23 protein-coding genes and 1 riboswitch are annotated in these 22,953 nt (G+C 34.3%); of the genes, 13 read left to right on the top strand and 10 right to left on the bottom strand.

Going from position 1 to position 22,953, the window contains the following annotated elements; all coding sequences use genetic code 11:
- Positions 1-200: 200 nt before the first annotated feature.
- From qoxD to MHB47_RS09020, 5 genes are all read right to left on the bottom strand, one after another.
- Positions 201-491, bottom strand: a complete 291-nt coding sequence (qoxD, locus tag MHB47_RS09040; protein WP_002508041.1) for a cytochrome aa3 quinol oxidase subunit IV — start codon at positions 489-491, stop codon at positions 201-203.
- Positions 488-1,093, bottom strand: a complete 606-nt coding sequence (gene qoxC / locus MHB47_RS09035; RefSeq protein ID WP_002508040.1) for a cytochrome aa3 quinol oxidase subunit III — start codon at positions 1,091-1,093, stop codon at positions 488-490. Before qoxC ends, qoxD begins: the two co-directional genes overlap by 4 nt.
- On the bottom strand, positions 1,083-3,071 hold the full coding sequence (qoxB, locus tag MHB47_RS09030; protein ID WP_021338631.1) for a cytochrome aa3 quinol oxidase subunit I: 1,989 nt from the start codon (positions 3,069-3,071) through the stop codon (positions 1,083-1,085). The genes qoxC and qoxB overlap by 11 nt, the downstream gene beginning before the upstream one ends.
- Positions 3,071-4,192: a cytochrome aa3 quinol oxidase subunit II gene (gene qoxA, locus MHB47_RS09025; protein WP_340756259.1), complete on the bottom strand. Its 1,122-nt coding sequence runs from the start codon at positions 4,190-4,192 to the stop codon at positions 3,071-3,073. The genes qoxB and qoxA overlap by 1 nt, the downstream gene beginning before the upstream one ends.
- Before the next feature lie 270 nt (positions 4,193-4,462).
- Positions 4,463-4,780, bottom strand: a complete 318-nt coding sequence (locus MHB47_RS09020; protein ID WP_002508037.1) for a DUF5011 domain-containing protein — start codon at positions 4,778-4,780, stop codon at positions 4,463-4,465.
- A gap of 226 nt (positions 4,781-5,006) precedes the next feature.
- On the opposite strand from MHB47_RS09020, the gene MHB47_RS09015 reads away from it, so the two are divergent.
- Complete coding sequence (locus MHB47_RS09015; RefSeq protein ID WP_340756257.1) at positions 5,007-5,300, top strand: hypothetical protein; 294 nt, start codon at positions 5,007-5,009, stop codon at positions 5,298-5,300.
- A gap of 187 nt (positions 5,301-5,487) precedes the next feature.
- Here the strand turns inward: MHB47_RS09015 and folD are convergent, their stop codons facing one another.
- Positions 5,488-6,345 carry a bifunctional methylenetetrahydrofolate dehydrogenase/methenyltetrahydrofolate cyclohydrolase FolD gene (folD, locus tag MHB47_RS09010; RefSeq protein WP_340756255.1) on the bottom strand — a complete coding sequence of 286 codons (858 nt, stop codon included), beginning with the start codon at positions 6,343-6,345 and terminating at the stop codon, positions 5,488-5,490.
- Between the two features lie 202 nt (positions 6,346-6,547).
- Between folD and purE the strand changes: the two genes are divergently transcribed.
- Genes purE through purD form a run of 11 tightly spaced genes read left to right on the top strand, consistent with a single transcriptional unit; the run spans position 6,548 to position 17,780 of the window.
- Entirely contained in the window at positions 6,548-7,030 is a 483-nt protein-coding gene (gene purE / locus MHB47_RS09005) for a 5-(carboxyamino)imidazole ribonucleotide mutase (RefSeq protein WP_340756253.1), read from the top strand.
- Positions 7,017-8,150 (top strand): 5-(carboxyamino)imidazole ribonucleotide synthase, encoded by a 1,134-nt coding sequence (gene purK, locus MHB47_RS09000; protein ID WP_340756251.1) that lies wholly within the window; start codon positions 7,017-7,019, stop codon positions 8,148-8,150. Before purE ends, purK begins: the two co-directional genes overlap by 14 nt.
- Complete coding sequence (gene purC / locus MHB47_RS08995; RefSeq protein ID WP_021338637.1) at positions 8,150-8,851, top strand: phosphoribosylaminoimidazolesuccinocarboxamide synthase; 702 nt, start codon at positions 8,150-8,152, stop codon at positions 8,849-8,851. The genes purK and purC overlap by 1 nt, the downstream gene beginning before the upstream one ends.
- A 2-nt stretch (positions 8,852-8,853) precedes the next feature.
- Positions 8,854-9,114 carry a phosphoribosylformylglycinamidine synthase subunit PurS gene (gene purS / locus MHB47_RS08990; RefSeq protein WP_002508031.1) on the top strand — a complete coding sequence of 87 codons (261 nt, stop codon included), beginning with the start codon at positions 8,854-8,856 and terminating at the stop codon, positions 9,112-9,114.
- Positions 9,114-9,785, top strand: a complete 672-nt coding sequence (gene purQ / locus MHB47_RS08985; protein ID WP_065337707.1) for a phosphoribosylformylglycinamidine synthase I — start codon at positions 9,114-9,116, stop codon at positions 9,783-9,785. Before purS ends, purQ begins: the two co-directional genes overlap by 1 nt.
- Positions 9,778-11,967: a phosphoribosylformylglycinamidine synthase subunit PurL gene (purL, locus tag MHB47_RS08980; RefSeq protein WP_340756247.1), complete on the top strand. Its 2,190-nt coding sequence runs from the start codon at positions 9,778-9,780 to the stop codon at positions 11,965-11,967. Before purQ ends, purL begins: the two co-directional genes overlap by 8 nt.
- Positions 11,946-13,433: an amidophosphoribosyltransferase gene (gene purF, locus MHB47_RS08975; RefSeq protein ID WP_340756245.1), complete on the top strand. Its 1,488-nt coding sequence runs from the start codon at positions 11,946-11,948 to the stop codon at positions 13,431-13,433. The genes purL and purF overlap by 22 nt, the downstream gene beginning before the upstream one ends.
- Positions 13,426-14,454 (top strand): phosphoribosylformylglycinamidine cyclo-ligase, encoded by a 1,029-nt coding sequence (purM, locus tag MHB47_RS08970; RefSeq protein ID WP_340756243.1) that lies wholly within the window; start codon positions 13,426-13,428, stop codon positions 14,452-14,454. Before purF ends, purM begins: the two co-directional genes overlap by 8 nt.
- 2 nt (positions 14,455-14,456) lie before the next feature.
- Entirely contained in the window at positions 14,457-15,023 is a 567-nt protein-coding gene (purN, locus tag MHB47_RS08965) for a phosphoribosylglycinamide formyltransferase (RefSeq protein WP_002508026.1), read from the top strand.
- Positions 15,024-15,039: 16 nt separating this feature from the next.
- Positions 15,040-16,518 (top strand): bifunctional phosphoribosylaminoimidazolecarboxamide formyltransferase/IMP cyclohydrolase, encoded by a 1,479-nt coding sequence (gene purH, locus MHB47_RS08960; protein ID WP_340756241.1) that lies wholly within the window; start codon positions 15,040-15,042, stop codon positions 16,516-16,518.
- A gap of 23 nt (positions 16,519-16,541) precedes the next feature.
- Complete coding sequence (gene purD, locus MHB47_RS08955) at positions 16,542-17,780, top strand: phosphoribosylamine--glycine ligase (RefSeq protein WP_340756238.1); 1,239 nt, start codon at positions 16,542-16,544, stop codon at positions 17,778-17,780.
- A 146-nt stretch (positions 17,781-17,926) separates the two neighbouring features.
- On the opposite strand, the gene MHB47_RS08950 is transcribed toward purD, so the two are convergent.
- The 4 genes from MHB47_RS08950 to graF form a co-directional block, all read right to left on the bottom strand.
- On the bottom strand, positions 17,927-18,733 hold the full coding sequence (locus tag MHB47_RS08950) for an energy-coupling factor transporter transmembrane component T family protein (RefSeq protein WP_340756236.1): 807 nt from the start codon (positions 18,731-18,733) through the stop codon (positions 17,927-17,929).
- On the bottom strand, positions 18,726-20,147 hold the full coding sequence (locus MHB47_RS08945) for an ABC transporter ATP-binding protein (protein ID WP_340756234.1): 1,422 nt from the start codon (positions 20,145-20,147) through the stop codon (positions 18,726-18,728). Before MHB47_RS08945 ends, MHB47_RS08950 begins: the two co-directional genes overlap by 8 nt.
- Before the next feature lie 12 nt (positions 20,148-20,159).
- Positions 20,160-20,735, bottom strand: coding sequence for an ECF transporter S component (locus MHB47_RS08940; protein WP_002508020.1), 576 nt, complete (start codon positions 20,733-20,735; stop codon positions 20,160-20,162).
- A gap of 84 nt (positions 20,736-20,819) precedes the next feature.
- Positions 20,820-20,921, bottom strand: a riboswitch (TPP riboswitch).
- Between the two features lie 302 nt (positions 20,922-21,223).
- Positions 21,224-21,358, bottom strand: a complete 135-nt coding sequence (graF, locus tag MHB47_RS08935; RefSeq protein WP_002508019.1) for a glycopeptide resistance-associated protein GraF — start codon at positions 21,356-21,358, stop codon at positions 21,224-21,226.
- A 255-nt stretch (positions 21,359-21,613) separates the two neighbouring features.
- On the opposite strand from graF, the gene auxA reads away from it, so the two are divergent.
- Entirely contained in the window at positions 21,614-22,915 is a 1,302-nt protein-coding gene (auxA, locus tag MHB47_RS08930) for a lipoteichoic acid stability factor AuxA (RefSeq protein WP_340756231.1), read from the top strand.
- The last annotated feature ends 38 nt before the right edge of the window (positions 22,916-22,953 follow it).

Below are 22,953 nucleotides of genomic sequence, written 5' to 3'. Positions count from 1 at the left end.
GTTAAGTCCTCCTAAATCATTTTGTTATTGTATGGATCCATTTTACATTGTTTTCTTTTAAAAGTGTTGTATATAAATTAATGTGTATTTATATTGAGCATAAAAGTAGGGAAGAAACATAAAATTTAACGGGAACTAACTTCTATAATTTAATTAATAATAAAAAAAAGACTTCTCTAAAAGAGAAGTCTTTTCTTGGATTATAAGTGAGCTGAGTGTCCACCTTGCATTACCCAATAAGTACCAATAACAGTAATTAAAGTAATGATAATCGCAAATATAACTTTAAATGCTTGTAAGTTTCCGTCTCTACCTTCAGTTAAGTGCATGAACATTAATAATTGAACTGCAGCTTGTATAAAAGCAAAACCAAAAATGATGGTAATCTTAACGTTAAGTTCCATAGATGTGTATAAAGTTACAAACACTGCTAATATTGTCAGAACGATTGAGGCAATAAAACCTACTGTGTGTTTTACTATTGTATTCATCCGCTAAACACCATCCCTATCATATATACGGCAGTGAAGATGAAGATCCATACAACATCTAAAAAGTGCCAATATAAGCTTACTATAAATAATTTAGGAGCATTGTCTTTATTTAATCCTCGCATAGCTACTTGAATTAATAAGCAGATAATCCAGACGATACCTAACGATACGTGGGCACCATGTGTTCCTAATAGTATAAAGAAACTAGACCAATAAGAACCAATAGAAAGGTTAACACCTTCATGTACATAGTGTATGAATTCATAGATTTCAAAGCCCACGAACACGACACCTAATAATACAGTGATAATCATCCAAATCATCATTAATTTTTCTTTTTCTTTTCTCATGTAGTAAATTGCAATACCACATGTATAAGAACTAATCAATAAAGCGAATGTCATTATCAAAACGAGGGGCAATTCAAATAACTCGGTAGTCATTTTACCACCATAATCGCCACCATGTTGCAGTGTTAGTAACGCTGCAAACAACGTACCAAATAATGAGAATTCAGCTGTAAGGAAAATCCAAAAGCCAAGCTTATTTAATTCACCTTCATGCGAACGTTGATCAATTGTGTTTGCATCATGACTCATGACTTACAGCCTCCTTTTCTTTTATTCGTGCTTCACGTAAACGTTTTTCAGTTTCAATTACTTCAGAAACTGGAATATGATAACCGTGATCTACTTGGAAACTACGGTAAATCATAGTTCCGAAAATACCAATTAAACAAAGAATAGCCGGTAGCATTGTTTCAAAGACTAGGAAGAAACCACCAATAGTGAAGAATATTCCCATCCAAAAACCAACTGGCGTATTATTCGGCATGTGGATATCTGTGTAATTATGGTTATCTAAATAATGACGACCATGTTCTTTCATATCAACAAATGTATCATAGTCGTTCCAGTCTGGTGTGATAGCAAAGTTGTATTTAGGTGGCATCGCAGCTGCAGTTGACCATTCTAAAGTACGACCTAAGCCATCCCAATTATCACCAGTTGCTTCACGTGGTGCTTTGAAGAAGCTGTAAACAATACTTGCGACTAAGAACATAAAGCCTAATGCCATTAATAGGGCACCGAAAGTTGAAATTACGTTTAGTAACCACCAACCATCTTCAGGCATATAAGTGTATAAACGACGTGGCATACCATCAAGACCTAGTATGAATTGAGGTATGAAACAAATGTTGAAACCAATTACAAAGAACCAGAAACACCATTTATTTAATGTCTCGTTCAGCTTAAATCCAGTCATCTTAGGCCACCAGAATATTAAAGCTCCTAGACAGGCAAATACAACCCCCGCTACTAATGTGTAGTGGAAATGGGCTACTAAGAAGTACGTGTTGTGGTATTGGTAATCTGCTGCTGCCATAGAAAGCATAATACCAGTTACCCCACCAATTAAGAAGTTAGGTATGAATCCTAATGCGAATAGCATTGGTGATTCAAAGGTAATACGACCTTGGTAAAGTGTGAATAACCAGTTAAATATTTTGACACCGGTTGGTATACCAATAAGCATTGTTGAAATCGAGAAGAATGAGTTAATTAATGCACCATTACCCATTGTGAAGAAATGGTGAACCCAAACTAAGAAACTTAAGAATGCGATACCTGCAGTCGCCCAAACCATACTTTGGTGACCAAATAGGCGTTTACGCGCAAATGTTGGAATGATTTCAGAGTATATACCGAATGCTGGTAGGATAACAATGTATACTTCGGGGTGCCCCCATACCCAGAAGAAGTTAGCCCAAAGCATTGGCATACCACCATTAGCAACTGTAAAGAATGCTGTACCGAATATATTATCGGTTGTAAATAGTGCTAATGCTACTGTTAGTACTGGGAAAGCCAAGATAACGATTAAAGCCGTAATGAAAGTAGTAACCGTAAACATTGGCATTTCCATAAATTTCATTGTAGGTGTTTTCATTCTAAGTATAGTTACAAAGAAGTTAATACCTGTCATCAGTGTACCGATACCAGAAATCTGTATTGCAATTAAGTAATAATTGACACCTGGCCCGGGACTGAATTCGCCTGCGAGTGGTGCATAGTTAGTCCAACCAGCTGCAGGTGAGCCTCCGATTATAAATGACAGGTTGAATAAAATCATACCTGAGAAGAATAACCAGAAACTTACGCTATTTAATACAGGGAATGCAACGTCTCGAGCACCAATTTGTAAAGGTACAATGACATTCCATAAACCAAATATGAAAGGCATTGCCATAAAGATAATCATGATAACACCGTGTGTACTAAAAACTTCGTTATAGTGATTTGAGTCCAAGAACGTATTGTTAGGAATCGCTAATTGTGTACGCATCATTAATGCGTCAATACCACCACGAACGAACATTAATACGGCACAGATTAAGTACATTGCCCCGATTTTCTTATGGTCGACAGATGTGAACCATTCTCTGTATAAATATTTCCATAATTTAAAATAAGTAATTACTGCGATTAGTCCAATGATTCCAAATGGGGCACCGATTTGTGCCATTGTAATCATCCAAGAACCTTCAACAAGTAATTGATCCCATGGAAAATTCATTAATGTCCACCTCCAGATTCATGCTCTTTTTTCTCTATTTCAGATACTTTTTCGTCTTTAGCACCTTTAGAGATTTTGTCCATTTCCTCGACGTTATGTTTTTCTTCGTCTTTGAATTCACTGTTGTATGGTTCATCGTTGCCAAGAATCATGGCTTTCATACCATGTCTCTCATAGTTCGCATTTGTGATTTGCGGTTTACGTGCAGGTTGATCAGGTTCATCTAACACATCTTCAGTTAATTCTTCTTCAGTGTTAAAGTTCGGATCTTTTTGTACGTAATTGTAGCGATCATAAGCGTGGAAAATATACTCAGGATCTGCTGCAGGATCAACAAATGCTAGATGGGTACCACTGAAAGTTAACTCTTCATTTTCAGTAGTTGGTAAAAGTTGCTTATCAAATGTATCTTGATCTAACTCTTTTTTACTTTGAGCATCTTTGACCCAATCGTTAAATTCACTTTGACTTACTGAGTTAACATCGAAAGTTTGACGAGAAAAACCTTCACCATTGAAGTTTGAGTTACGTCCACGGAACGTACCTTCTTCACTGGATGTTAATGTCCAGTCCATCGTCATACCTGTCATCGCGTATTTCTGACCACCAAGTTGTGGTATCCAGAAACTTGTCATCATATCCATTGATTGGAGTTTGAAAACAACTGGACGATCTTTCGGTATTGTTAAGTGATTAACAGTTTCAATTTTTTCTTCAGGATAACTAAAGAACCACTTGTAACCAGCACTTGTAGCATAAACTACAATTGGATCATCCTCTTTGTCTGGTGTTTCCTCATACATGTAAAGTGATTTAACCGTTGGAATGGCTATAGCAATTACAATGAGAATTGGAATAATGAACCAGATCGATTCAAGTAAAAAACTATGATGCATCTTTCCTGTTTCCTCTGTCTTGCCCATTCTATATTTGAATAGAAAGACTGTGAACAAGAGAATTACAGCGACAACTATAGCAAGCATGAAGATGATTGAATAGATAATCAAGAACTTCGTATCACTTGCCATTGGCCCTTTTGGGTTTAAAACTTCTACATTCTCACAACCACTAAGTAAAATTAGCGAGCCAAAGAGTAGAAGCAAAGACTTAAATTTTGACACTTTTTTGACCTCCTAATACTACAATTGTAGGGCTTAACATCAATTTTAAGATATTACGCAATTATTACAAGTGTTTGTGCGAAAAAAATTATTGTAAAATTAAAAGAAACCCAACAGAACCAATGTCTGACGGGCTTTTAAAGATTTGTTAAAATTATGTGTACATTTTGTGAAAAGTGTCATAATTAAGTCGAAAGGGTAATTTTGTCTTAAAAATTGTGATAATCGTTATCATTTACGATTTTTGAGACTATGTATGAAACTTAAGTGTTACTTAACTTCAACATAACGTATAGATTTTTTTACAGCGCCATTTGAATCTTCAACTTTGTATTCAACTTTATACTTTCCAGTTTTATTTGTATTTATATCTCCATCAACGGTAATTTTATGAGTTAAATCGCCATCTTCTTTATCAAAGGCACTTACACCATTAAGTAAATTGTAATCGTCACCTTTTTCGATGATTGTATCATTAGTACCTTTTAGTTCTGGTGTTGAATTATCAGTAGCTTCTGCACTTAAGTTAGGTGACACAAGTGTTGCAGATACGCCTAACGCTGATAATGACTGTATTAGTTTATTCATAACGTTAACCTCCGTATGACCGTCATTTGTTTTATTCAACTATACTATACTTTAAATGAGTTTAGAATACATCGTACTATAGTCTTAATATAACCTATGACTTTGAATCTAGCTGTAATTTTCAGTAAACATTTAGTAAATTGAACGTTCTGCGAGTTTTGACATAATAAACTTCAAATAATATTAAATTTAATTCGAAAGTCTTGGGGGAGGATTTTAACTGAAAATGAAAGATCTCAGTCATTTTATATTTGAACAATATATTATTATAGATGTAGAAAGTGGAAAATTGGAATGTCATGTAAAAGACACTATTTATATAGTAGAAGGTGGATCTAAATTATTCACATTTACAGTAAAGAGAGATGTTGATAAGGATTATGAAGATGGAGTTTCTTCAATGGTAGATGATAAATTTAAAGTAGGTAAGTTTATTTCAAGAGATTCAGAAATATATGGAGGAAGTTTTTTCTTAAAATCTATTATCACAACTTTACGACAAAAAGGTATAAATGGATAGAAAATAAAGTTCGAATCATTTATACCCAAAATAAGTACTGGTGTGAAATTATTATTTAGATGTTTAGATGAAGCATTTGAATTTTGAATATTATATAAAAAGAGAGGTTAGATTTCACATTGTGACATCTAACCTCTCTTTCTTAAAATATTAATTGTAACAATACGTAATAATCATTCTAGAATGATTATTCAATACCTCTACGCATTTTTTCCGCCATAAGTGTATTATTTAAAACCATAGTAATAGTCATCGGGCCAACGCCACCAGGAACTGGAGTAATTGCGCCTGCAACTTCTTTTACTTCATCATAAGCAATATCACCTTTTAATTTACCATTTTCGTCTGGTGTGTTACCAACATCAATTACAACTGCGCCTTCTTTGACATCTTCTTTTGTAACTAATCCCGGACGACCAACAGCACTAACGATGACATCAGCATTTTTTAAATAACTTTGCATATCCTTAGTTCTTGAATGAAGAATCGTAACAGATGCATTTTTTTGTAATAATAATTTAGATACTGGTTGTCCTACGATATGACTACGTCCGATAACAACTGCATCTTTACCTTCTAAATCAATGTCAGCATGATTTAATAATTCCATAATGCCTAAAGGTGTACATGGAACGAAAGTTTGTTGGTCTATATAAAGTTTACCAATATTTTCAGGGTGGAAGCCATCCACATCTTTTGCTGGATCTATAGATTCTATAACTTTTTGTTCACTTACTTGTTTTGGTAAAGGTACTTGTACTAATATACCGCTCACAGTATCATCTTCATTTAAACGTTTAAGTTCGTTTAGAACGTCTTCTTCAGATGTTGATTCATCTAAATGTACGATTTCAGAAATCATACCAATTTTTTCTGCTGCTTTCTTTTTAGAATTTACATAACTTTGACTTGCACCATCGTTACCTACAAGTATTACAGATAATTTAGGTGTGTAACCCTTAGATTGCAAAGCTTCAACTTGATCTTTAAGACCTTGTCTGTAATCTTTTGCAATTTGTTTCCCGTCTAAAATTTTAGCGACCATGAAAAAATCCTCCTCCAATGTGTACTTTACTTAACTTTAACATAAAAAACTTGATGAATAACAACCAAAAGACGTAGATTGAATCATTTTTTTGATTTAAAGTTCGATTTTTGATTGAAAAAGCACCATTTAATTGTTATGCTATATCTGTAATATACATCTAATAGTAGTAACATTTCAAATTTCTGAAAGGGTGTTCATTGTGAAAGTGGTAGTTATAATGGGGAGTTCTTCTGATTGGGAGACAATGAAAGAAAGTTGTCTTATGCTAGACCAATTAGAAATTCCTTACGATAAAAAAGTAGTCTCAGCGCATCGTACGCCACAATTAATGTTTGAATTTTCTAAAGAAGCAAGAGAAAAAGGATATGATGTCATTATTGCTGGAGCAGGTGGTGCGGCACATTTACCAGGTATGGTAGCATCAATGACAACATTACCCGTGATTGGGGTACCAATCGAGTCAAAAAGTTTAAAAGGATTAGATTCGCTATTATCTATCGTTCAAATGCCAGGAGGTATACCAGTAGCAACAACTGCGATAGGCAAAGCTGGTGCCAAAAATGCAGGCGTGTTAGCGGCTAGAATTTTAAGTATTGGCAATAAAATAGTCCAAAAGAATTTGGAAAATTTCGAAAAATCATTAGTTGAGAAAGTGAGTGAAATGCAACATGAGCTTCAGTAAATTAAAATTCGGTTCGACTATTGGAATTATTGGCGGAGGTCAGCTAGGTAAAATGATGGCACAATCTGCCCAAAAAATGGGATTTAAAGTCATTGTACTTGATCCTGATCAAGAATGCCCATGTCAATATGTTGCACATGAATTTATTAATGCCGCTTACGATAATCAAGAAGCTTTAAATCAACTTGGTGAATCATCGGACGTCATTACTTACGAATTTGAAAACATTTCAGCAAGTCAATTACAAACATTAGTTTCAAAATATAATGTTCCTCAAGGTTATCAAGCAATTCAGTTACTACAAGACCGATTGACTGAAAAACAAACGTTGCAAGCAGCACAAACTCAAATTGCACCATTTGTTCAATTATCTGAACCGAGTGATTTGAATCAAGCAATTGAAAATATTGGTTATCCATTTATCGTAAAAACACGTTTCGGTGGTTATGATGGTAAAGGTCAAGTTTTGGTTAAAGATGCAACTTATATTGATGAAGCAAAGTCGCTTGTTGATAAACAAGAATGTGTAGCCGAACAATTTCTAGACTTACAAAAAGAGGTTTCACTTACAGTGACGATTGGCAATGATAATCAAATCACGTACTTTCCACTCCAAGAAAATGAACATCAACATCAAATACTTTTTAAAACAATTGTACCAGCCCGTACAGATATAGAAAAAGAACAAGAAGCACAAAATGAAGTTAAAAAAATTATTGATCACATCCATTTTGTAGGTACATTTACCGTTGAATTCTTCATCGATACACATAATCATTTATATGTTAATGAAATTGCACCGAGACCACATAATTCAGGACACTATTCAATAGAAGCATGTGATTACTCTCAATTTGATACACATATATTAGCAATTACAGGACAAAAATTACCACAATCTATTGAATTGCTAAAACCTGCAGTAATGATGAATTTATTAGGTAGAGATTTAGATCTTTTAGAAGATCAATTTGCTGACCATCCAGATTGGCATGTGCATATATATGGTAAAAACACACGTAAATCAGATAGAAAAATGGGTCATTTAACTGTTTTAACTGATGATGTGACTCGTTCTGAAGAAACATTGTTAAACAGATTTGAAGGGAGATACAACTAATGTCTTTGTTATATGAAGGGAAAGCGAAAAGAATTTTCTCAACTGGAGAACCTGAAATACTACGCGTTGAATATAAAGATGAAGTGACAGCTGGAAATGGGGCGAAAAAAGATTTCATAGAAGGTAAAGGACGATTAAACAATCAAATTACTACTAGAATTTTTAATTTTATAAAAGCTCAAGGCGTGAATAGTCACTTTATTGAACAGACTTCTGAAACTGAACAACTTGTGAAATCGGTAGATATTATTCCTTTGGAAGTAGTAGTAAGAAATATTGCAGCTGGTTCTATAACAAAGAGATTAGGTTTTGAAAAAGGTCATGAATTTGATGCTCCACTTGTAGAGTTTTTCTATAAAAATGATGATTTAAATGATCCATTGATTACAGAAGATCATATTAAGTTATTACACATAGCAACAGATGATGAAATTGCTATTTTAAAAGAAGCAGCTAAAGAAATAAACGCGATACTTGTTCAATTAATGGATAAAATGGATTTAAGGTTAGTTGACTTTAAAATCGAATTTGGGCGTACGACAGATGGTCAAATTATATTAGCTGACGAAATTTCACCAGACACTTGTCGCATATGGGATAAACATAGCGATACAAATTTTGATAAAGATGTATATCGTGAAGACACGGGATCAATTATTGAAACATATCAAACTTTCTTAAATAAATTGGAGGCACTATAAAAATGAAAACAATCGAATTACACATCACTTTACAACCGCAAGTACTTGATACACAAGGACAAGCATTAAACCGCGCAGTACATGATTTAGGATATAAACAAGTGAACGATATTCGCGTAGGTAAAGTTTTATATATGACAATTGATGAAGCAACTGACGAAGCTGTACACAATGTGGTTACAACACTAAGTGAAAAATTATTTGCTAATACTGTAATTGAAGAATATAGTTACAAAGTTTTGGATGAAGGAGAGAAAGCTTAATGAAATTTGCAGTGTTGAAATTTCCAGGATCAAACTGTGACCGAGATATGTATAACGCGGCAGTGAAATCTGGTGTCCAAGCAGAATTTGTAGATTATAGAAATACTTCTTTAGAAGGGTTTGATGGTGTACTTATACCTGGCGGCTTCTCATTTGGAGATTATTTACGCTCAGGTGCGATGGCGAGTGTTGCACCGATTACTGAAGAAGTTAAACGTTTTGCAGATGAAGGGAAACCAGTTTTAGGTGTATGTAATGGTTTTCAAATTTTGACTGAAATTGGACTGTTACCAGGTGCATTATTGCATAACGACTCGCATTTATTTGTGAGCCGTAATGAAACTTTAAAAGTTGTAAATAATAAAACGATGTATACCAATTTATATGAAGCAAATGAAGAAGTAATTTATCCGGTTGCACATGGTGAAGGGCACTATTACTGTACACCAGAAATGTATGAAGCATTAGAAGCCAACAATCAAATTGTTTTAAAATATCTGGACAATCCGAATGGTTCGTATAATGACATAGCCGGAATTATTAACGAAAAAGGAAATGTATGCGGTATGATGCCACATCCAGAACGCGCAATTGAGTCAATTCTAGGCACTGATAGTGGAGTGAAATTATTTGAAGCAATGGTAAATAGTTGGAGGGAACAAAATGTCTAAATTTTTAGAACCAAGCTCAGAGGAAATTAAATTAGAACGCTTATATAAAGATATGGGTTTAACTGATAAAGAATACGACAAAGTTTGTGAAATCTTAGGACGTGCACCTAATTTTACTGAAATAGGTATTTTTTCTGTAATGTGGAGTGAACATTGTTCATACAAACATTCAAAGCCATTTTTAACACAATTCCCAACTACTGGTAAACATGTATTAATGGGACCAGGTGAAGGCGCTGGTGTCGTGGATATTGGTGATGATCAAGCAGTAGTATTCAAAGTTGAATCACATAATCATCCTTCAGCAGTAGAACCTTATCAAGGCGCAGCTACAGGAGTGGGCGGCATCATTAGAGATATCGTTTCTATGGGTGCAAGACCTATCAATTTACTAAATAGTTTACGCTTTGGTGAATTAACAGAGAAACAAAATCGTCGTTTATTACGTGGTGTTGTCGCTGGTATCGGTGGTTATGGTAACTGTATTGGTATTCCAACTACTGCAGGTGAAATTGAGTTCGATAGTAGATATGATGGCAACCCTTTAGTTAATGCTATGTGTGTAGGTGTTATCGACCACGACATGATTCAAAAAGGGACTGCAAAAGGTGAAGGCAACCCAGTGATTTATGTTGGATTAAAAACTGGCCGCGATGGTATTCATGGTGCTACATTTGCTTCTGAAGAACTAAGTGAAGATAGCGAAAGCAAACGACCATCTGTTCAAATTGGCGATCCATTTGTTGGTAAAAAACTAATGGAAGCAACACTTGAAGCAATTACATTTGACGAACTTGTGGGGATACAAGATATGGGTGCAGCCGGACTTACTTCTTCATCTTCAGAGATGGCAGCAAAAGGTGGCAGTGGTTTACACCTTAAACTTGAAAATGTACCAACTAGAGAAGAAGGCATTTCACCATATGAAATGATGCTCTCTGAAACGCAAGAACGTATGCTACTTGTTGTTGAAAAAGGTACAGAGGATAAATTTTTGGAATTATTCGACAAGCATGAATTAGATAGTGCAGTAATTGGTGAAGTGACAAATACAGACCGTTTTGTTCTTACTTATGAAGACGAAGTATATGCTGACATACCAGTACAACCGTTATCAGACGAAGCACCTGTATACACTCTAGAAGGTGAAGCACCAGAATATAGTACAGCAAAAAATGATTATAGTAATATTGATGTGGAAAATGTGTTTGACCAATTACTACAACATCCTACAATTGCATCAAAGCGTTATTTATATGAACAATATGACCAACAAGTCGGTGCAAACACCATTGTAAAACCTGGTTTGCAATCATCTGTAGTACGTGTTGAAGGTACAAATAAAGCTATTGCATCCACAATTGATGGTGAAGCACGTTACGTATTTAATAATCCGTATGAAGGCGGAAAAATGGTCGTCGCTGAAGCATATCGCAATTTAATATCTGTAGGTGCTACACCATTAGCTATGACTGATTGTTTGAATTATGGTTCTCCAGAAAATAAAGAAATCTATCAACAACTTGCAGACTCAACAAAAGGTATGGCAGAAGCTTGTGAAGTCTTAAGTACTCCTGTCGTGTCTGGTAACGTGTCGTTATATAACGAAAATAGAGAAGCATCTATTTTCCCAACACCGGTTGTAGGTATGGTTGGATTAATTGAAGATATTCAATATCTAAATGAATTTACTCCGCATGCAGGAGATACTTTATACATTGTTGGTGAAACAAAAGACGATTTTGGCGGAAGTCAAATTGAGAAACTACTTTACAAAGAGGTCAATCATGAGTTTGAAGCGATTGATTTATCGGACGAAGTACGTAAAGGCGAATCTATTAAACAAGTAATTCGTAATGGTGTTGCATCACATGTACAAACAGTTGGTAAGGGTGGATTACTAGTGACATTGGCTCGTATAAGTGCACATTACCAATTAGGTATGAACGTTAATTTAGATGTTACAAATGAACAACTTTTCAGTGAAACACAAGGTCGTTATGTTGTTGCAGTTAAAGAAGGTCAATCGTTCGATGTAGAAAACGCAGTAGAAATTGGTAAGTTAACTCAAGACAACCATTTCCTCGTATCAAACAAGGAAGTTCAAGTAACACGAGAAGTTAAAAATCTGAATGAATTATGGGAAGGGGCTATTCCTAAATGTATGACTACAGTGGATTAAATGAAGAGTGTGGTGTATTTGGAATTTGGGATCATCCGGAAGCTGCACAGTTAACATATATGGGGTTACACAGTTTACAACACCGTGGCCAAGAAGGCGCTGGTATCGTGTGTTCGGATGGCGAATCACTTGTTGGACAACGCGGTATGGGTTTACTTACTGAAGCAATTTCAGATACCCAACTTGAATCTTTTAAATCCTATAAACATGCAATTGGTCATGTACGTTATGCCACTTCTGGTAATAAAGGAATAGAAAATATCCAACCATTTTTATATCATTTTTATGATATGAGTGCCGCAGTTTGTCATAACGGTAATCTAATTAATGCACAAAGTTTAAAAAGATCGTTAGAACATCAAGGTTCTATTTTTCATTCTTCATCAGATACAGAAGTAATTATGCATTTAATACGTAGAAGTAAGGCACCAACCTTTGAAGATGCGCTTCAAGAAAGTTTGAGAAAAATCAAAGGTGGCTTTACTTTCGCATTATTAACGAAAGATGCGTTATACGGTGCAGTTGATCCTAATGCAATTCGCCCGTTAGTTGTAGGCAAAATGAAGACTGGTGCATATATCATTGCTAGTGAAACATGTGCGATTGATGTATTAGGCGCAGAATTTGTGCAAGATATTCATGCAGGTGAATATGTTGTGATTAATGACGAGGGTATTAGAGTAGAGTCTTATACAAGACATACGACAACTGCAATTTCAGCAATGGAATACATTTATTTCGCAAGACCTGATTCTACGATTGCTGGTAAAAATGTTCATGCGATTAGAAAACAATCAGGTAAACAGCTTGCCCAAGAAAGCCCAGCTAATAATGCTGACATGGTCATTGGTGTGCCAAACTCTTCTCTATCTGCGGCTTCAGGTTATGCAGAGGAAAGCGGATTACCTTATGAGATGGGACTTGTTAAAAATCAATACGTAGCACGTACATTTATTCAACCTACGCAAGAACTACGAGAGCAAGGCGTACGAGTTAAGCTGTCTGCAGTTAAAGATATCGTTCATAATAAAAATATTGTACTTGTTGATGATTCCATTGTAAGGGGTACGACAAGTAAACGCATTGTACAAATGTTAAAAGACGCTGGTGCAAATGAAGTGCACGTTCGTATTGCATCACCAGAGTTCATGTTCCCAAGTTTTTATGGTATAGATGTCTCGACTACAGCTGAACTGATTTCTGCGAATAAATCGCCTCAAGAAATTAGCGAGCATATTGGATCAGATTCCTTAGCATACTTAACTGTCGATGGACTTATTCAATCTATTGGACTGAATGAAGATGCACCATACAGTGGTTTATGTGTAGAAAGTTTTACTGGAGATTATCCAGCTGGACTTTATGACTATGAGTCTGACTATCTAGAGCATTTAAGTGAGCGTCAAAAGGAATATTTAGCAAATCATACACAATACTTTGATAAAGAGGGGAATTTAAATGTCTAAAGCATACCAACAAGCAGGTGTCGACATTAACGCAGGTTATGAAGCGGTAGATCGTATGTCGAGTCATGTCAAAAGAACGATGCGTAAGGAAGTACTTGGTGGACTTGGCGGTTTCGGCGCAACATTTGATTTGTCACAATTGAATATGAAAGCACCATTACTTGTTTCAGGAACTGATGGTGTTGGAACAAAGTTGAAATTAGCTATAGATAACAATAAGCACGATACAATAGGTGTCGATGCCGTTGCAATGTGTGTGAATGATATTTTAACAACCGGTGCAGAGCCACTTTATTTCTTAGATTATATCGCAACACATAAAGTGATTCCAGAAGTCGTTGAACAGATTGTCAAAGGGGTAAGCGATGGCTGTGAAGAAACAAACACTGCACTTATTGGTGGAGAAACAGCTGAAATGGGAGAAATGTATCACGAAGGAGAATATGATTTAGCAGGTTTTGCTGTAGGCGCTGTAGAAAAAGATGAATATATCGATGGTACTTCAGTAGCACCAGGACAAGTCATTATAGGTCTCGAATCTAGTGGTATTCATTCAAATGGTTATAGTTTAGTTAGAAATTTAATTAAAAAATCTGGCATTAACTTAAATGATAAGTTTGATGAACAACGCACATATCTAAATGTCTTTTTAGAACCTACACGCTTATATGTTAAACCAGTGCTTGCTGTCAAAGATGCAGTGAAAATCCATGCAATGACGCATATTACTGGCGGTGGTTTCTATGAAAACATTCCTAGAGCTTTGCCTGAAGGAGTTACGGCAAAAATTAATACGTCACAATTCCCAACACCACCAATATTTGACTGGTTACAAGCACAAGGAGAAATCTCAACTGAAGAAATGTATAACGTTTTTAACATGGGTGTTGGCTTTACATTAATTGTAGACAAAGAAAATGAAGCAGCAGTGTTAAATATATTGAAACAACAACAAGTTAAAGCATACCAAATTGGTGAAATTGTTAAAGGTGATCAGCCAATTCAATTATTGGAGGTATAACTGTGACTAAAATAGCTATTTTTGCGTCAGGATCAGGCAGTAACTTTGAAAGCATCATGACTCAAATCGAAGAAGGTAATTTACCGAATATAGAAGTCACTGCCTTATATACAGACCAAGTAAATGCGTATTGTATTGAGCGTGCTAGAAAATATAATTTAGATGTTCATATCAATGAACTTAAAAATTTTCCTTCTAAAGCAGATTATGAGCGCAAAATTATCGAATGGCTTACTTCAGAACAAGTAGAATGGATTGTCCTAGCTGGTTATATGAAACTGATTGGTGAAAATATATTAAAAGCATACAATAGACGTATTATTAATATACACCCTTCACTGTTACCTAAATATAAAGGTAAAGATGCAGTAGGCCAAGCTCTGGAGAGTGGCGACACGATTACAGGTACAACAGTGCATTATGTGGACAGTGGGATGGACACAGGAGAAATTATCGAACAATGGACATGTGATATATATACGGACGATACTAAAGAACAACTAGAAGAAAGAATTAAAGTGATGGAACATAAGTTATATCCGAAAGTGATATCCAAAATCATTCAATAAGAGGTGCCAATACAAAATGAAAAAAGCAATTTTAAGTGTGTCTAATAAAAGTGGTGTTGTGGCATTTGCCCAATCTTTAAACCAATTAGGGTATGAGTTATATTCTACAGGTGGCACGATGCAAGCTTTAGTTGAAGCAAATGTTCCAGTAAAATCAATTTCAGAATTAACACAATTTGAAGAAATTATGGATGGAAGAGTTAAAACATTACATCCATCAGTTCATGGTGGTATACTAGCTGATCGTGATAAGCCAGAGCATTTGGAACAATTAAAAGAGCAACATATTGATCTTATAGATATGGTTGTAGTTAATCTATATCCATTTAAAGAAACTGTAGCGAATCCTGACGTTACAGAAGGTGATGCAATTGAAAACATCGATATCGGTGGACCAACTATGTTACGTGCTGCAGCTAAAAACTTTAAGCACGTGACGACAGTCGTACATCCAGCAGATTATAATGAAGTTATCGAAAAATTGAAAAATGACGATTTGGATGAAGCGTACCGTAAGTCACTTATGATTAAAGTGTTTGATCACACAAATCAATATGATGCAGCAATTGTTGAATTCTTTAAAAATAATAAAGAAAGTTTACGTTATGGCGAAAATCCACAACAATCAGCACAGTTTGTTCGCACATCTACTGCAGCGCACACACTTGGAGGCGCTAAACAGTTACATGGTAAACAATTAAGCTATAACAATATTAAAGATGCAGATGCAGCTTTATCACTTGTTAAGCAATTTGAACAACCAGCGGCAGTAGCGGTAAAACATATGAATCCTTGTGGTGTAGGTGTTGGAGAAACAATTAATGATGCTTATCAACATGCCTTTGAAGCGGATAGTCAATCTATTTTCGGTGGAATCGTTGCTTTAAATAGATCTGTAGATAGTACGTTGGCAGAAACTTTACATGAAATATTCTTAGAAGTTATCATTGCTCCAAAATTCACACAAGAAGCATTAGACATTTTAAATAAAAAGAAAAATATAAGACTTTTAGAAATTGATATGACGATTGATAATAGTGAACAAGAAGTCGTGTCTGTTTCAGGTGGTTATTTAGTACAAGATAAAGATAATGTGAAATTAACACGTGACGATATGAAAGTGGTTACGGAAGTTGAGCCTACTGAAGCACAATGGGATGCAATGTTATTAGGATGGAAAGTGGTTGCATCTGTGAAAAGTAATGCTGTCATTCTAAGTAATGCAAAACAAACAGTCGGTATTGGCGCAGGGCAAATGAACCGTGTTGGGTCAGCAGAAATCGCCATAGATCGTGCGATAGAAATGAATGATCAAGTTGCAATGGTATCAGATGGTTTCTTCCCAATGGATGATACAGTTGAATTAGCAGCTAAGTCAGGTATCAAAGCTATTATTCAACCAGGTGGATCAATTAAAGATCAAGCATCTATTGATATGGCGAACAAATATGGTATTGCAATGGTAACTACAGGCGTTCGACACTTTAAACATTAAGGGAATTGGAGGCAATATACTTTATGAAAGTACTTGTAATTGGTGCAGGTGGTAGAGAGCACGTAATAGCGCACAAACTGAAGCAATCACCACTTGTTAATGAAATATTTGCAATCCCAGGTAATGACGCAATGTCGAAAGTTGCACAGGTACATAGTGAAATAGCAGAAACAGAACATGAACAAATTGTAGCATTTGCACAACAACATGGTATTACATGGGCAATCATTGGCCCTGAACAACCTTTAACAGAAGGGTTAACTGACAAATTAGAAGCTGCACAAATAAAAGTATTTGGACCTAATCGAGCAGCAGCACAAATAGAAGGTTCTAAATTATTTGCGAAAGAATTAATGAAAAAATATGATATTCCAACTGCTGAATATACTCAAATTAGAAATAAGCAAGATGCATTAATTTATATTCAATCATGTGAATATCCAGTTGTATTGAAAAAAGATGGATTAGCAGCAGGTAAAGGGGTTATCATTGCGGAAAGTTATGAGGAAGCATTATCGGGTGTAGAAGAACTATACCAAGAAGAAGAAGGAATCGTGGTTTTTGAACAATTTCTTGAGGGTGAAGAATTCTCATTAATGACTTTCGTAAATAATGACTATGCTGTGCCGTTTGATTGTATAGCTCAAGACCATAAACGTGCATTTGATGGTGACTTAGGTCCAAACACTGGAGGAATGGGGGCGTATTGTCCTGTGCCTCATATTGAGGATCCTATTATCAAACGAACAAACGATGAAATTGCACAGCCTATTGCAAAAGCATTGGTTAATGAAGGCTACTCATTTTTTGGTGTACTTTACATTGGAGCAATTATTACAGATGAAGGTCCAAAAGTGATTGAGTTTAATGCACGTTTCGGCGATCCCGAAGCTCAAGTGCTTTTAACTCGTATGGAAAGTGATTTGATGCAGCATATTTTAGATTTAGAAGCTAAAAAACCAATCCAATTTCAATGGAAAGTCGATTCCGTAGTAGGTGTTATGCTTGCATCTAAAGGTTATCCAGCAAATTATGAAAAGGGTAAAACTGTTTCTGGCTTCGATTTAGATGGTCAATACTTTGTAAGTGGATTAAAAAAAGAACAAGATATATATGTGACATCTGGTGGCCGTGTCATTCTAGCTTTAGGTGAGGGAAAAGATATTGCAAGTGCAAAAGCTAAAGCGTATGAAGCAGTCGATAAAATTAAAAGCAATGCATTGTTTTATCGAAAGGATATTAGTGATAAAGCACTTAAATAGCAATTAAAGTAATTTATAAATGATTATTTTGAATTATATAAATGTAATCAAGAAAATTGAATTAGCTACCAAAAAAGCGTTAAGACAAAATGGTTTAAGTTTTGTCTTAACGCTTTTTATTTAAATTATATGGATAGTAAAGTGATTCAGTAAATACTTGAAATACGCACATCATTAATTCCTGTGATTGGAATATATTGTGCTAGGAAATATGCAACGATTAAAATAGAACTTACAACTACGATTAATAAAAAATCTTTATACGAGAAAGGTGCATAATAATAGTATGTTCTAGGTCCGTCTTTAAATCCTTTTTTCTCCATAGCAACTGACAATTGATGTGCTTTTCTGATGTTTTGACTTAGTAGTGGTATTACAAGGTGTTTTAAACGTTGAAACCCTCTATAATTACGTGAACCAATCATTTGATAGCGCATTTTCAATGATTTTCTGAGTTCGAACAATGAAGTGAACATCAAAGGTACCATTCTAATTGCTGCCATAAAGGCATAAGCTACTTTAGGTTTAACTTTGAGATGTTGCATAAGACTATAGAAAATCATGACGATTTGTGATGTGAAGGCAATTAAAATTCCAAAAAGAGAAACTGTTGTCGTACGCATTGCTAAATGTAGACCACGATATAAACTTTCGGTAGTAATTTGAATAAAGCCTAGCTTAAATATCGTGTGTGTCCCATCACCATAAAAAATCATGAATAAAGCAGATATCAAACTAAAAGTCACAGTAAAGAGTATGAAAACAAAAGTGACCTTGAATTTTAAACCATTAAATAAAAGTAGAAATATCAACATTAATAATGTTATATAGAGCATATAATCAAATTGATGTACAAAGATTACAAAGAAAAACAAAATGACTGCAATTGCTAATTTAGTAATAATGTTGACGTCATCAACAAATGAATAGTGTTTTTTCCACATCTCAAACATAAGTATCACCCTTTAATTCAGTTAATTGATGTTGATCGACATGGAGTCTACGGGTCGGATACCGTGCAATAATTTCTGAATCATGCGTCACCATTACAATCGTTTGTCCATTTTGTATACGGTTTTGGAATAATTTAATAAGGTTAAATGTATTATGACTATCGAGACCAAAGGTAGGTTCATCAAGTAAAATAAAGTCAGAAGATGAACTTAGTGCAATAGCAACGCTTAGACGTCTTTTTTGGCCTGTAGACAGTTCAAATGGATGCTGTGTTTTAACGGCTTGTAAATTTAGTATTTCAAGCATGTTTTGAGTCTCTCGCTCAGCTTCAGCAGTTGAACGGTTTTTATTCTTATATTGAATGTAAATTTCATCATATACAGAATGTGTAATAAATTGTAATTCTGGGTTTTGGTAAACTAAATACATATGCTTTGCGGCGGTTTTAATTTTTGATAGAGTATGATTGTTAAAATACATTTTTCCGTCATATTTAATTAGTTGCATCATCGATTCTAATAAGGACGTTTTGCCACTACCATTTGAGCCAGTAATGGTAATCCATTCGCCAGCATAAATGTTTAATTCTGATATGTTGATCAGTTGCTGTTTACCGCGTTTAATCAAACCGTTTTTAAATTTAAAGCTATCATCTGATTGTTGTGTAGTTGCATCATTTTGAGTTTTCGATGATGGTGGGGCGTATTGCCAAGCATTAGGATGCCAAACACCATATTCTGTTAATAGATGCTCATAGTCATGCAATATCTTATTAGGAGGTGCATCGGCTATTATGGCACCATCATAATTTAATAGAATGACACGATCAACATGTTGCCAAATATGTTCTACTTTGTGTTCTACAATTAACACAGTTTGGTCATGCCACAATGATTTTATTTTTTGCCATAAATCCGCAGTTGCATCCACATCTAGCATTGCTGTTGGTTCATCTAAGAATAGGGTGTTTGCTTGTTGTAACAAAGTTTCTGCAATTGCTAATTTTTGTTTCATTCCACCACTCAATTGATTAATATGTTGATTTTCATCGACATTTAAATCTACTGCTGACAAGGCAGATTGAATTCGGCTTTCCATTTCATCACGTGGTACGCGCAAATTTTCTAAAATAAAAGCCAGTTCCTCATATACTTTAGGCATACAAAATTGAGTGTCTGGATCTTGAAAAATAACGCCACAATCTTCTTCAATTTGTAATTCATCATATTTCATAGGTAAATCAATTAGATTAGGAACGATACCACTTAAAACGTTTAATAACGTACTTTTACCTGAACCAGAAGGACCTAAGAGCAACACTTTTTCTTTGTTTTTTATATGAAGTGTTAAATTATCAAATATTTTATTATTACTGTTAGGGTATTTTAAGCGTAAATTTTTTGTGACTATCAACTTTATTGCTCCTTATAAATTGTCATAATCGCTCTGAGTTGCAGGTCTGAATAATTTAGTGACACCGGTTTGATCTAAGGCTTTTACAATATAGTAAGATAAAAGTCCAGCCACAACAATTCCACTTATAAGTCGAAATACGATATATAGCATAAGGTTCCAACCAGCTATTTCACCGAGATAACCGTAAGCAAAATCCAAGGGTAAAGTTGATACTGAGGCTAAGAAACCAGCCAACATTGCAACCATTGCTGAGCGAGATTTATATCTGAAAAGTGCAAAGATGAGTTCACATGCTAAACCTTGTATTAAAGCATAAATCATTGTAGCGATATCAAAACGGCCCATAACGATGGTTTCGCCGGCACCTGCAGCAAATTCAGCTAAAATAGCAATGCCTGCTTTAGGAATAATAAGATAAGCTACTATAGCTGCCATAAACCAAGCGCCGTATGTTAGTTCTTCAAAATGTAGACCTGTAACTTGTAACGCTTTATAGACAAAATTCCAAATATTATAAATGACAGCGAAAACTACTGCTATTAATACAGTTACCAGTATCTCAGAAAGTTTTAATCCTTTTGACATATATACTCCTCCTATATAAAAAAACGCACAACCTTCTAGAAAGGTGCGCGTTAAATACAGGCATACGGATACCATTTTTTATAAAAGTATCGCAGTACACTTTCCTACGCTAGTTTAATCTAGATCAGGTTCAAAGGGTTTGAGGGTATACCTCATCTCAGTCACTAAACACCCCTAGTGCGAATGATTATTTAATTTAACTCTAATGTATGATTTTTAATCACTTCTGTCAAGGTTGTAAATAAAATTAATCAAAAATATTATGTATTCAAAATATATTGAGCCTTTCACTATATAAAACACTCTAAATGATTTAAGTTAGGCGAAAGGTGAGGGAAGATAACATAAAGCTAAAAAAGAGAGCGAAACAGTAATCAAAAAATTGACTCTGTAATCTCGCTCCCACAAAGTAGAATAGCTATCAAATAACTACTACTAGTATAATAATTAAGTCTGATACGTTTATATACGTCTGATTTACGCTTTAATTAATCAAATGTATCTTGAATATTTTTTTGCGTTTCTTCGCTATTTTCTTCAGACGAATCTTTTTCATCTTTTAATTTATCTTCAGTTTCTTTAGCTTTTTCAGCTGCTTTTTTATTTAATTCTTCTTTACTCATAAACAAAACACTCCTTCATGTTTTAATCATCTATACAATATAAATACCACGAAGAAAAAGAGGTAAACAAAAGTACTTAAAAAATGAAGGATAAAACTGTAAAATTAAAAGTAATATTAAATAAATTGTTTAGAGTAAAGGTATATGTGGAAATTTGACTATACAACTAATTTATATCATACTATAGACTTATTTATTGAAATTATTAAAGACAAGAGCTAAATGTTAATATATAATAACTTTGAGGTGAATGGTATGTCTTTTATGAAGAAACACGCTGAGATATTATATAGTTATATTATAGGCATCGTTTCGCTTTTCACAGGTCTCATCATTTTAATTAATTTACCAATGATTCATAAATTAAATGGCAAAGGTAAAATTGATTTACACATTCATAATGTATGGGATTTTATAAACGCATTTTTTGCTGAAATAATTAGGGTAATGAGCAATTACATAGGGGATTTTCCAGTAGTTAGCGCCATTTTAATAATTATATTTGGCATTGGATTAATTATGCTAGGAATTACTTTATTTAGAACAACACGATATGACTACGATATTTCAATATTCTTTTTAGTTATTGGTATTCTATTCTTTATCATAACGCTAATTTTAATGACCCAAGTTTATAGTTTTTTCGCTATTATTTTCGTAATACCATTTGTAATTCACATTGGTTATATCGTTTATAAAGATGAGTTAAATATAGAGCATAGAAAATATCATTATTTATGGATTATTTTCAGTTATGGGTTTAGTTATTTGATAACACAATTGGTGTTATATGGAAGAATCGAGAGTGATGAAATTATACCAATCGACATCTTAAGTGTTAACACATTTTTCATAATTATGTGGTTACTGGGGCAAATGTCAATCTGGAATTTCTTATTCTTAAGAAGATCATTGCCATTAACAAAACAGGAATTAGGCGAAGAAGAACCAGAATTATCTAGAACGAGTAAGGACACTGTAACGAACCAAACGATGGAACGTTGGAAGACTTTACAAGACAAAACGACAGAATTCACACGTAAAACTCGCAGAAGTGTAGATATTCAGAAAGTAAGAGATAAGAAAGATAAATTTATTGAAAAATGGAAGAACATTATTGATATACAAGAAGATGATGTTCCAAATTGGATGAAGAAACCGAAATGGATTAAACCGAGTTATGTAGAATTATTTTGTGGTGCTGTTTTATTATTCTTCACATTAATTGAATTTAATAATAGAAATTCATTATTCGTTTCTGGTAATTGGGAGATTGGCCAAACACAATATGTTATTGAATGGATAACGTTGTTCATCTTAATGATCATCATCATTATTTATATTTTAACGACATTGACGAATTATTTGAAAGGCCGATTTTATTATTTACAATTATTTATGGTAAGTTTATTGTTCTTTAAATTATTCACTGAATTTATGAATATAATGGTTCATGGGCTATTACTTTCAATCTTCATTACACCGATTCTAGTTATGATGTTAATTGCAATTGTGGTAGCGTTTATAATTAAATTGCGAGAACCTTCTAGAGATTAAGAACTTAATACTGTTGTTTGACGAACCTATCTTCCAAT

Source organism: Staphylococcus sp. FSL K6-3157 (assembly GCF_038005145.1).
GTDB classification, from domain to species: Bacteria; Bacillota; Bacilli; order Staphylococcales; family Staphylococcaceae; genus Staphylococcus; species Staphylococcus equorum.
Note: the sequence above shows the minus strand (reverse complement) of the source record. Positions and strands in the feature narration are given on the sequence as shown.

Coding starts and splice junctions, on each gene's coding strand:
- qoxD (WP_002508041.1), bottom strand. CDS start 491: ATGAATACAATAGTAAAACACACAGTAGGTTTTATTGCCTCAATCGTT.
- qoxC (WP_002508040.1), bottom strand. CDS start 1,093: ATGAGTCATGATGCAAACACAATTGATCAACGTTCGCATGAAGGTGAA.
- qoxB (WP_021338631.1), bottom strand. CDS start 3,071: ATGAATTTTCCATGGGATCAATTACTTGTTGAAGGTTCTTGGATGATT.
- MHB47_RS09020 (WP_002508037.1), bottom strand. CDS start 4,780: ATGAATAAACTAATACAGTCATTATCAGCGTTAGGCGTATCTGCAACA.
- MHB47_RS09015 (WP_340756257.1), top strand. CDS start 5,007: ATGAAAGATCTCAGTCATTTTATATTTGAACAATATATTATTATAGAT.
- folD (WP_340756255.1), bottom strand. CDS start 6,345: ATGGTCGCTAAAATTTTAGACGGGAAACAAATTGCAAAAGATTACAGA.
- purK (WP_340756251.1), top strand. CDS start 7,017: ATGAGCTTCAGTAAATTAAAATTCGGTTCGACTATTGGAATTATTGGC.
- purC (WP_021338637.1), top strand. CDS start 8,150: ATGTCTTTGTTATATGAAGGGAAAGCGAAAAGAATTTTCTCAACTGGA.
- purS (WP_002508031.1), top strand. CDS start 8,854: ATGAAAACAATCGAATTACACATCACTTTACAACCGCAAGTACTTGAT.
- purQ (WP_065337707.1), top strand. CDS start 9,114: ATGAAATTTGCAGTGTTGAAATTTCCAGGATCAAACTGTGACCGAGAT.
- purL (WP_340756247.1), top strand. CDS start 9,778: ATGTCTAAATTTTTAGAACCAAGCTCAGAGGAAATTAAATTAGAACGC.
- purF (WP_340756245.1), top strand. CDS start 11,946: ATGTATGACTACAGTGGATTAAATGAAGAGTGTGGTGTATTTGGAATT.
- purM (WP_340756243.1), top strand. CDS start 13,426: ATGTCTAAAGCATACCAACAAGCAGGTGTCGACATTAACGCAGGTTAT.
- purH (WP_340756241.1), top strand. CDS start 15,040: ATGAAAAAAGCAATTTTAAGTGTGTCTAATAAAAGTGGTGTTGTGGCA.
- purD (WP_340756238.1), top strand. CDS start 16,542: ATGAAAGTACTTGTAATTGGTGCAGGTGGTAGAGAGCACGTAATAGCG.
- MHB47_RS08950 (WP_340756236.1), bottom strand. CDS start 18,733: ATGTTTGAGATGTGGAAAAAACACTATTCATTTGTTGATGACGTCAAC.
- MHB47_RS08940 (WP_002508020.1), bottom strand. CDS start 20,735: ATGTCAAAAGGATTAAAACTTTCTGAGATACTGGTAACTGTATTAATA.
- graF (WP_002508019.1), bottom strand. CDS start 21,358: ATGAGTAAAGAAGAATTAAATAAAAAAGCAGCTGAAAAAGCTAAAGAA.
- auxA (WP_340756231.1), top strand. CDS start 21,614: ATGTCTTTTATGAAGAAACACGCTGAGATATTATATAGTTATATTATA.